Source organism: Lichenibacterium minor, from assembly GCF_004137685.1.
GTDB classification, from domain to species: Bacteria; Pseudomonadota; Alphaproteobacteria; order Rhizobiales; family Beijerinckiaceae; genus Lichenihabitans; species Lichenihabitans minor.
This window is the reverse complement of sequence record NZ_QYBB01000091.1, coordinates 1-7636: the sequence shown is the minus strand read 5'-3', so window position 1 is coordinate 7636 and position 7636 is coordinate 1. Positions and strand designations below refer to the sequence as shown.

The 7636-nt window shown below is 63.3% G+C and carries 11 protein-coding genes; 3 read left to right on the top strand and 8 right to left on the bottom strand.

All coding sequences use genetic code 11. The features are described 5' to 3' along the window. From D3273_RS30090 to D3273_RS26815, 4 genes are all read right to left on the bottom strand, one after another. Positions 1-159 (bottom strand): chemotaxis protein CheB (locus D3273_RS30090; protein ID WP_428977813.1); only part of this gene is annotated, 159 nt, incomplete at its 3' end. Between the two features lie 512 nt (positions 160-671). Further along, positions 672-1859 (bottom strand): family 16 glycosylhydrolase, encoded by a 1188-nt coding sequence (locus D3273_RS26825; RefSeq protein WP_165359738.1) that lies wholly within the window; start codon positions 1857-1859, stop codon positions 672-674. A gap of 1569 nt (positions 1860-3428) precedes the next feature. Continuing rightward, complete coding sequence (locus D3273_RS29475) at positions 3429-3845, bottom strand: hypothetical protein (RefSeq protein ID WP_245501413.1); 417 nt, start codon at positions 3843-3845, stop codon at positions 3429-3431. Beyond that, positions 3842-4492, bottom strand: a complete 651-nt coding sequence (locus D3273_RS26815) for a ParA family protein (RefSeq protein WP_129230012.1) — start codon at positions 4490-4492, stop codon at positions 3842-3844. The genes D3273_RS29475 and D3273_RS26815 overlap by 4 nt, the downstream gene beginning before the upstream one ends. A 221-nt stretch (positions 4493-4713) precedes the next feature. Here D3273_RS26815 and D3273_RS26810 point away from each other — a divergent pair, with 221 nt between their 5' ends. Continuing rightward, on the top strand, positions 4714-5610 hold the full coding sequence (locus D3273_RS26810) for a tyrosine-type recombinase/integrase (RefSeq protein WP_129230011.1): 897 nt from the start codon (positions 4714-4716) through the stop codon (positions 5608-5610). Between the two features lie 106 nt (positions 5611-5716). Here D3273_RS26810 and D3273_RS26805 read toward each other — a convergent pair whose 3' ends face one another. From D3273_RS26805 to D3273_RS26790, 4 genes are all read right to left on the bottom strand, one after another. Beyond that, complete coding sequence (locus tag D3273_RS26805; RefSeq protein WP_129230010.1) at positions 5717-6166, bottom strand: hypothetical protein; 450 nt, start codon at positions 6164-6166, stop codon at positions 5717-5719. Further along, positions 6163-6408, bottom strand: coding sequence for a transcriptional regulator (locus D3273_RS26800; RefSeq protein WP_129230009.1), 246 nt, complete (start codon positions 6406-6408; stop codon positions 6163-6165). The genes D3273_RS26805 and D3273_RS26800 overlap by 4 nt, the downstream gene beginning before the upstream one ends. Further along, positions 6405-6557 (bottom strand): hypothetical protein, encoded by a 153-nt coding sequence (locus tag D3273_RS26795; protein ID WP_245501412.1) that lies wholly within the window; start codon positions 6555-6557, stop codon positions 6405-6407. The genes D3273_RS26800 and D3273_RS26795 overlap by 4 nt, the downstream gene beginning before the upstream one ends. 93 nt (positions 6558-6650) lie before the next feature. Beyond that, entirely contained in the window at positions 6651-6866 is a 216-nt protein-coding gene (locus tag D3273_RS26790; RefSeq protein ID WP_129230007.1) for a hypothetical protein, read from the bottom strand. A gap of 227 nt (positions 6867-7093) precedes the next feature. On the opposite strand from D3273_RS26790, the gene D3273_RS28585 reads away from it, so the two are divergent. Both D3273_RS28585 and D3273_RS26785 read left to right on the top strand, forming a co-directional pair. Further along, positions 7094-7264, top strand: coding sequence for a hypothetical protein (locus D3273_RS28585; protein WP_165359737.1), 171 nt, complete (start codon positions 7094-7096; stop codon positions 7262-7264). A 90-nt stretch (positions 7265-7354) separates the two neighbouring features. Further along, entirely contained in the window at positions 7355-7540 is a 186-nt protein-coding gene (locus tag D3273_RS26785) for a hypothetical protein (protein ID WP_129230006.1), read from the top strand. Positions 7541-7636 lie beyond the last annotated feature (96 nt).

The following is a 7636-nucleotide window of genomic DNA, read 5'->3' as shown; positions in this document are numbered from 1 at the left end:
CATGATCCTGGCGAACATCCTCGGGCTATCCGGGGACGTATGCAGCACGATCAGCACGGCGGCCGGAAAATCGATGGTCAGTCCGCTCGCGAGTTGGTTCAGCGCCTCCAATCCACCGCGGGAAGCGCCGATCACCACGAGATCGCGAGGTTGGATCATTAGTTGTGAATATCTGGCATCGAGGAGCAGGTTCCCTCTTCGATCGGCGTCCGGGGGAGGCTTGTTCGCGGCTTGCCTCCCCCGACCCTACCGCCGAAGAGGCCGACGGCGGTGATGGCACCATGGGACGGGATTATTGACGGCGGGTTGATGCCGATCCGAGCGCCGCGAGCGAGGCCGAGCCGCCCTTCCCGCTGTAGTCGGGAAGGCATTGCTTGCTCCGGACGGGGGTCGGCCTAGCGGTGCCTAGCGACGGCCATCGAGGGCCACTGAAGGACTAGCGAAAGGCCACAAGGGATGGGGTGCCACACCCTACGCACTGAAGGGCTGGGTTGTCGCGAAACGCTTCGGATCGCTGCGAAATGCTGCGGTTTGTTGCGATCACACCTGTGCACCCCGATGGTGCGGGTTAGCGTGAGGACCACAGCCCCGGCGAGACCGGACGCCAGGGCTGCAGAGCGAGGCCTTCCTCGCCGCGTCGGTAGGGATGATGGCAAAAAGACGAGATACGTTCAAGGGACGGTAACGTTGTAGGTCTGTGACCCATTGCTGTATAAGGCAGCAGAGCCGTAGCGCTGGATACCATCAACAAGGATTGATTGAACGTAGAGATTACGATCTGTAGATGGTGTGCCCGCATAGAGATCGTTTAGAAACTTGACAGAGATTTTGTGAGTGCCTTTTGCAAGCACTGCTGGTAATGTAAAATTCTGCGGCGCAGTCTTTGTGCCCGTAGTCGTCAGCACGCCACCAATTTCAACCCCATCGACGCTAACGGTGAATTGGCAATCGCCCTTATAGGCATCTTCATACATATTCAGAGTCAGCTTATCCGGCGGCAGCGCATTTGCGGCAGTCGCGCCATAAAGTCCTGGATCGTTGCCATCCGGCGCCGAGATCGTGTCTTGGCGGACCGCGACGGCGCTAGCACTGTTGGAGAAAGCCCGCACATAGTCGACGTTCATCGACATGGCAGCTGCGCTGGCCTTGTAGGGCGTGTCGCGCGCGAGATCGACCAGCATGTACATCGGACCAGTCATGTCGTCCGGGGTCGGCTTGCTGCCCATGAGGACGCCATCGACGTAGAATGTGATCGTCTTCGGTTCCCAGTCCATGCCGTAGGTATGATACCCGCTGGCGATCTCCGGGTGGCTGCTGAAGAAGTTCCACATCACTCCAGCTGGAGCCGGTTCAGTCGTATGAATGTTAGAGTAGACGCCTTGCGTATAGGAGCCGTACTGCTCAACGACGTCAAGCTCCTGCCATAAAGATGCATCACGGCCCGCTGGGTGGAGCGTAGTCACTGGAAGCAACCAAAACGCCGGCCATGTACCCGGTACGCTGTTGAACTTAGCACGCATCTCGAAGTAGCCATAGGTCTGGACGAAGGTTCCAGCGGTATGGATCAAACCCGATTGCCAGCTTCCGGGATACCCAAACTTGACGGTATATGGGACACCCGTAATCGTTAGGGCTCCATTGCTCACCGAGAACGGATTATAGCCCGATGCAGTATCAAGGAATGATGAAGCTCCGAATCCTATATCTGAATTGGCATCAAAGCGACTGGATGGTCGGATGTCAGCCCAGGTGGTCGTTGTACCAGATTGTGAAACACTAAGCTTATTGAACTCCTCATCGAAAGTCAGTTTATAGCCGGTAAGATTGATATTTGTGGCTAAAACGGGAGTGGTCAGCATAGACCCTAAGGCAACCACTATAGACATTCTCATAGGATGCTTCATTTCAGGCCCTTTAGGGTTGTGACCTTAGTGTGATACATCATATGATATAATTTGTTCCAAATGGCTAGCATAAAATTGTAAGTTCAATTAATACAACATTTATAATTGATAAACTCTCATTCCACGGTTGAGCATGCTCTTGGCGCTTCATTAGGTGGCGCGAGAGACCGAGCATAACCATCGGTCGATCGCCTACTAAGGCTATTTGATCCGCTTGGCCTGTACGGCTGTCGGGGCGCGCCAGTCCGGCATAACCGACACCTCGCGGCTCCCGCACTTCTGGCAGACCCACTTCCGCAAGCGGGCGATCTGAGGGAACGGTGTGTCCTCAGGTAGCCTCATCGTGTCGAACGGCATGGTCACGGTTCGGCCGCAGTGGGGACCGCGACAGGACACGCGCGCGCCGGTCACACCCTGTCGGCGCAGATAGGCGATGGTAGGCGGCGGGGCGTTGTTCCGAGCTTCCCTGTCGAGCGCCACCCTTCTCTCTCCCGACTTCCCATGTTCCGAGCCGTCGACGCAGGTCGAGCATCACTTAGTATATCTATGGACTCCGTGCCGGCTCCTATCTGAACCCCACCCCACTTTCCCTTCGCGGCTCTAAGCCCTCTCCCCCGTGTCGCCACCCACGTTCGCAGCTCGGGCGACAAGACGGTGACGACGTTCGGCAGGTTCCGACACCACGACAGCCGCCGTTCCTGAACGGCTACCAGGCCGAGCCTGCGGGCTTCGCTCAGGGCACGTTTCACGGTCGAGACGGACACGCCAGCCCGGCCGGCGACGGCGCCATGGCATAGGTCACACGAGCCCGAGAGCGCGATCGTCGACAGCACCACGCCGAGGGCCGCGGCCTCGCCCTGTGTGAACCGGGCCGCGAGAGTCGGGGGCAACCACGATGAGGCGGCCCACGACCTCCGGCGCTCCAGGCTCTCCGGGGCCCGTGGGCGGCTTCCGACGCGACGGGGTTGTGGTGGGACGGCCGGGATCGCCTTGCGGGCCTGGATGGCCTCCGCGAGCGCCTGCGCTTCGTCCTCGGGCACGAGCCCCGCGCCATAGGCCTTCCACAGCGCGGCCGACAGGTCGCACAGCTTCGCTTTCGGCGTCGCGGTGATCGCGCGCCGGATTTGGTCCGCAAGCATCTTTGCCCCTCATGGGGCCGTTTCGGGCGCAAACGATCTCGTCCGTGGAAACGTGAGTTTCCCGGTTGACTCCGTCGCCGGAGCTATGAGACCGTCTCGCTGTGTTGAGACGAAAGCGGTCTCTCGATTTCAAAGGCGCTGTCCCTTGCCGGGGATGGCGCCTTTCTCGTTCTACGGTCCTATCCGGCCATTCGATCTCCTGCGCGGCGGGAATCACCCCCGCCGCGACAGTCCATCGAGCCCGGGACGGGGCACCGTGTCAAACTGGAGCAATATGAGTCGGCCTCGACAATGGGTTTCTGACCCTGACATATCTGCGCAATAAAGACCCCATGATAGTGTTTTTATGGCGTGACAATAATGTCATTAAAGCGCTATCGAGCCACTAACGTCCCTGCCATCCAGGGTTCTGCGGTTTGCCGATGACGTGGTCGATTCCTTCAAGGATGAGGCTATGGGCGGACCGGCCGCGGTCCTCGGCGAGCCGTGTCAGAGCGCTGTGCCGCGCCGCATCGAGGTAGACGGTATGGCGGGCCTCGACGGCACGCTTACTCTTCGGCCGGCCGCGCCCGCGCTTGGCCGGCGCTGTGGTGGACGTCATCTCGGAAGGCGTCGGCTGTGCTGCAGGCTGAGAGGTCGACGCCGCCGCCTCACCCTTCACCGGCTCGTCAACCTGAGAAGCGACGGCCGCCTCGTCGGATGCCTCCACCGGGCCCGGGGCTTCGTCTTCGTCGTCCTGCGCCGCGATGGCAGCGGCGGCCCGCATGGCGAGGGACTGAGATTTGGAGGGAGTCCGGCTCATAGGTCATCCCCCAAGCGGGTCAGAACGGCATCGGCAAGGGCGGCGAACTCGATGCCTGACGGGCTGTCGTGCGGGACCGTGTCGCCGCTGGTGAGGCTGTCCGCGACCACAGCACGATAGGAGATCACGGGCGATACGGGTTCGGTGAGGGCGGCCAGCGTCTCGACCACATCGCGGCCCGACGACGTTCGGCGATCAATACGGCTGGGCACCACCAAGATGTCGGGCTTCTGTCGCTTCGCGGCCTTCCGGTGCCGGCGGATGGTGCCGATGGTCTCAGCCGCGCCGCGGACGTCGAGCGCCGTGGGGCCGCTGGGCACGAGCACAATATCCGAGATCGCGATCGTGGCGCCGAACGCCCCGCCCATCGCGCCAGGCGCGTCGATAATGACGAAGTCGACTTCCTGCTCACGGACCACCTTGGCCCACGCCGCGACTGTGGTGTCGTCGACATCTTCGATAAGGTGAGCCTGCACGGAAAAGGGAAGGCGGCCGTCCCCTGCGACCGCGGCCGAGTGCGCCGCGGGGTCCGCGTCGAGGACCACCACCTTGCGCCCCCGCCGCACCAGCTCGGCGCCGAGGTTGAGGGCCGTGGTCGACTTTCCGACACCCCCCTTTGACTGCACCATCCCGATCACGCGCCGCATCATTCCGTCTCCCTCACGCCGTGGTCATGGCGCGAGAGCGTTATCATCGCGTGACTGTGGCGTCTTCGTCATGGTGCTGTCGCGGGGCGGAAACACCACCGCACCTTCACGAAGGCATTTTCATACCACCATTCTAACGTTGCGATAGCGGCAGGGTAGTGAGATGGTGATTTGAACGCAAGACAAGTGTCGTAATCATGCGTTGCGGCTTTGAGGACAGAATGTCGGACAATCTGCCCATCGTGGTCGAGGTCGACGCAAGCGACAAATTGTCGTTTGCGTCCAGACAGCAGGCCGACAGCGACCATCATCTCGTCGCCCTATGGATCGGCCGCCATTCCAGCCTGCACACGCGGCGGAACTATCAGCGTCAAGCCGACCGTTTCCTCGGCTTCGTCCGCTGTCCGCTGGCCGAGGTGCGCATCGGCGACCTACAGGCCTACATCGCCAGTCTGGACGGCCTAGCGGTCGGCACGCGCGCCGCGATGGTGGCGGCCGTGAAAAGCCTTCTGAGCTTCGGGCAGGAAATCGGCTACCTTCGGGTCAATGTTGGCAAGGCCGTGAAGGCGCCGCCGGTGAAAAACACACTGGCGGAGCGCATCATGGCCGAGGCGGATGCCATGCTGATGCTGCGGCTGGAGCCGCTACCCCGAAACCGCGCACTGCTGACCCTGCTCTACGGCGGCGGCCTCCGCGTGTCCGAAGCATGCGGATTGCGCTGGCGCGATCTCGCGCCCCGCGACGGGGCTGGGCAAGCCACCGTGTTCGGCAAGGGCGGCAAAACCCGCGTGGTGCTGTTGTCCGCGAACACCTGGGGAATGCTGGCGGCGATCCGGGGCGAGGCCAGGTCCGATGATCCCGTTTTCCGCTCTCGCAAGGCCGGGCATCTCGACGTGTCGGCGGTTCACAGGCTGGTGAAGGTGGCGGCGGCCCGGGCCGGTCTGTCGGAGGACGTGTCGGCGCATTGGCTGCGCCACGCCCATGCCTCGCACAGCCTCGACCGCGGGGCTCCCCTATCGCTGGTGAAAGACACGCTCGGGCATGCGAGCGTGGCGACCACAGGTCGCTATCTGCACGCGCGCCCATCGGACAGCTCGTCTCGCTATCTCGGCATTTAGCTACGCAGATACGTACTGACGTAAGTAAGCAATTCAGATGCGATCAGCGGCGATTTGTGCCCGGCCTCGCGGTGGCAGGCGAGGGGGCGACGACCGTGAGTTCGGATCATAGGCCGGGATCCATGATGGCCGCCGCCACGTCCAACGCATGATACGGCCCGAGAATGAGCCCCTGATCCATCAGTCGGACTCGGATGTCCTCAAACTCGGCGAAGGCGATGGTCTGGCTCACAGCCCTGTCAGACAAGGCGACAAGCTCACGCCCGAGCGCCCGGATGGCCTCGGCCTTCGCGCTCTCCTGTTCGGCGGTGAGCCGTTGGCCGATGTCCCGCGCCGTGTTCTCGGCGAATACGTCAACGTGCCGGGCCGCCGCCTTCAAGGCGTCCACCACTGTGATCCGGATGCCATGGGCCAGCGGGTTCAAATCCGCGTGAAGCCCCGACTTGCTGTCCGCATAACAACTCAGGAGCGCACTATTCGTGGCAGCGATCTGCAGGCAAAAGCCCACTGCCTCGCCGTGGTCGGCCGGTTTGCGGGACCTTGCGTCGTTCGTCATCCTTCGCCCTTCTGCAGCCGCACGCCCGGTCCTTCACCGTCCGTTTCGATAAAGATCACGCCGGCCCGCTTGAAAGCGTCACGGATCGCCCGCAGCTCCAGCCCCATGGTCGCCGGCAATCCGGGGTCCTTCTGAGCCCGCAGAGCGATCTCGAAGCCGACGCTGGCGCGCTTGGCCAGCATCGGCGTCCTCCAACCCAGAAGGTCGCGCGCCTCGCGAACCTGCGCGGCCGAGATCATCATGCCGGGTCGACCTTCCGTAGTCGCACGCCAGCGCCACCGCCGTTCTCGGGGATGAAGATGATCCCAGCGCTCTCAAGAGCCACGCGGATCTTGTCGACGCTGCTCATGCGAGCGTCTTGGCCGCCCTCAAAGCGGTTGACGGTGTTCACTCCGACATCCGCGTGGGATGCAAGTTGTTGGGTAGGCCAGCCGAGGAGGGCGCGGGCGGCTCTGCACTGTGAAGGGCTCATGTGGTTTGATTATCACCTTTTGCGGTTGACATCAAACCAAAGCGGACGGATAAGAGGGGCGTTCATCACCACTTGCGGTGAAAACAAAACCACAAGGCAAAGGGCTATGCCGAACCCCACCGCTATCCTCTTATTATCCCCCGCCGAGCGGCCGATCCGCCCGGCATTGCCAGACCCGCGTTTGGCCCGCGGCGGCTCTTGCTGCCGCGTTTTGACCACCACCGTCATGCTGGCAGAGATCGGCGAGGCATCCGCCCCGGTCACCGCCGTGCAGGCCTTGGCCTACCTGTCCGCCGCCGCCCGTGTCGCCGTGCTGGAAACCGCCGCGTGAGCCGGCGCCGCCCCTCATACCTCGTCACTGTCGATGGCGTCGGCCTGTCAAAGCCCACGACATCCGGCGCGCGGCCTGAACCCTTTCGGCGCCGGGTTGGCGCCTGCCTCTGGAGCCCACCCCTATGCCCTTCGACCCCGACATCACCCGCTGCGCTGCCGCTGCGGCCCTGGCCTGCCTCGCCGCGGTATGGCTGCGCACCTCGCCCTTCTGGGCGCTGAACACCGCCCGTCCCTTCGTCCTGGCCCGCGTGCGCCCGGACGGCCCGAGCCGGTTCCGCTCCGCCGCCGACTGACCCTCGCCGCAGCCTGAGGGCGCGGCCCGACCATCATCCCAATCACCGCTGGAGTTCTTCGACATGCCCCTGACGCGTGAACGACCCCACATGCCCGCCTTCCCGCCGCCGGCGCCGCTGCCGAGCCTGTCCGACGCCCTGGCGCGCCGGGCCGCCATCTTCGGGCCCGTCGAGGTCGACGAGGCTGCTGCAGTCCCGCGCAGCGTCCTGGCGCGCATGGGGATCGCGCTGCGCCAGGCGGCGGACCTGTTCGACCCCGCCCAGGCAGCTGCGTGAGTGCGCCCCTGTCCCCTCCGCCGTCAGTGCCCCTTAAAAGGTGCGGACGTCCGCGCTCAACCCCACTCGTGCGGCTGCGATCGCACGCACGCGGAT

Excerpts from the sequence above, each read along its gene's own strand:
- D3273_RS26810 (WP_129230011.1), top strand. The coding sequence starts at position 4,714 with ATGTCGGACAATCTGCCCATCGTGGTCGAGGTCGACGCAAGCGACAAA.
- D3273_RS26805 (WP_129230010.1), bottom strand. The coding sequence starts at position 6,166 with ATGACGAACGACGCAAGGTCCCGCAAACCGGCCGACCACGGCGAGGCA.
- D3273_RS26800 (WP_129230009.1), bottom strand. The coding sequence starts at position 6,408 with ATGATGATCTCGGCCGCGCAGGTTCGCGAGGCGCGCGACCTTCTGGGT.
- D3273_RS29475 (WP_245501413.1), bottom strand. The coding sequence starts at position 3,845 with ATGAGCCGGACTCCCTCCAAATCTCAGTCCCTCGCCATGCGGGCCGCC.
- D3273_RS26815 (WP_129230012.1), bottom strand. The coding sequence starts at position 4,492 with ATGCGGCGCGTGATCGGGATGGTGCAGTCAAAGGGGGGTGTCGGAAAG.
- D3273_RS28585 (WP_165359737.1), top strand. The coding sequence starts at position 7,094 with ATGCCCTTCGACCCCGACATCACCCGCTGCGCTGCCGCTGCGGCCCTG.
- D3273_RS26825 (WP_165359738.1), bottom strand. The coding sequence starts at position 1,859 with ATGCTGACCACTCCCGTTTTAGCCACAAATATCAATCTTACCGGCTAT.
- D3273_RS26790 (WP_129230007.1), bottom strand. The coding sequence starts at position 6,866 with ATGACGGTGGTGGTCAAAACGCGGCAGCAAGAGCCGCCGCGGGCCAAA.
- D3273_RS26785 (WP_129230006.1), top strand. The coding sequence starts at position 7,355 with ATGCCCGCCTTCCCGCCGCCGGCGCCGCTGCCGAGCCTGTCCGACGCC.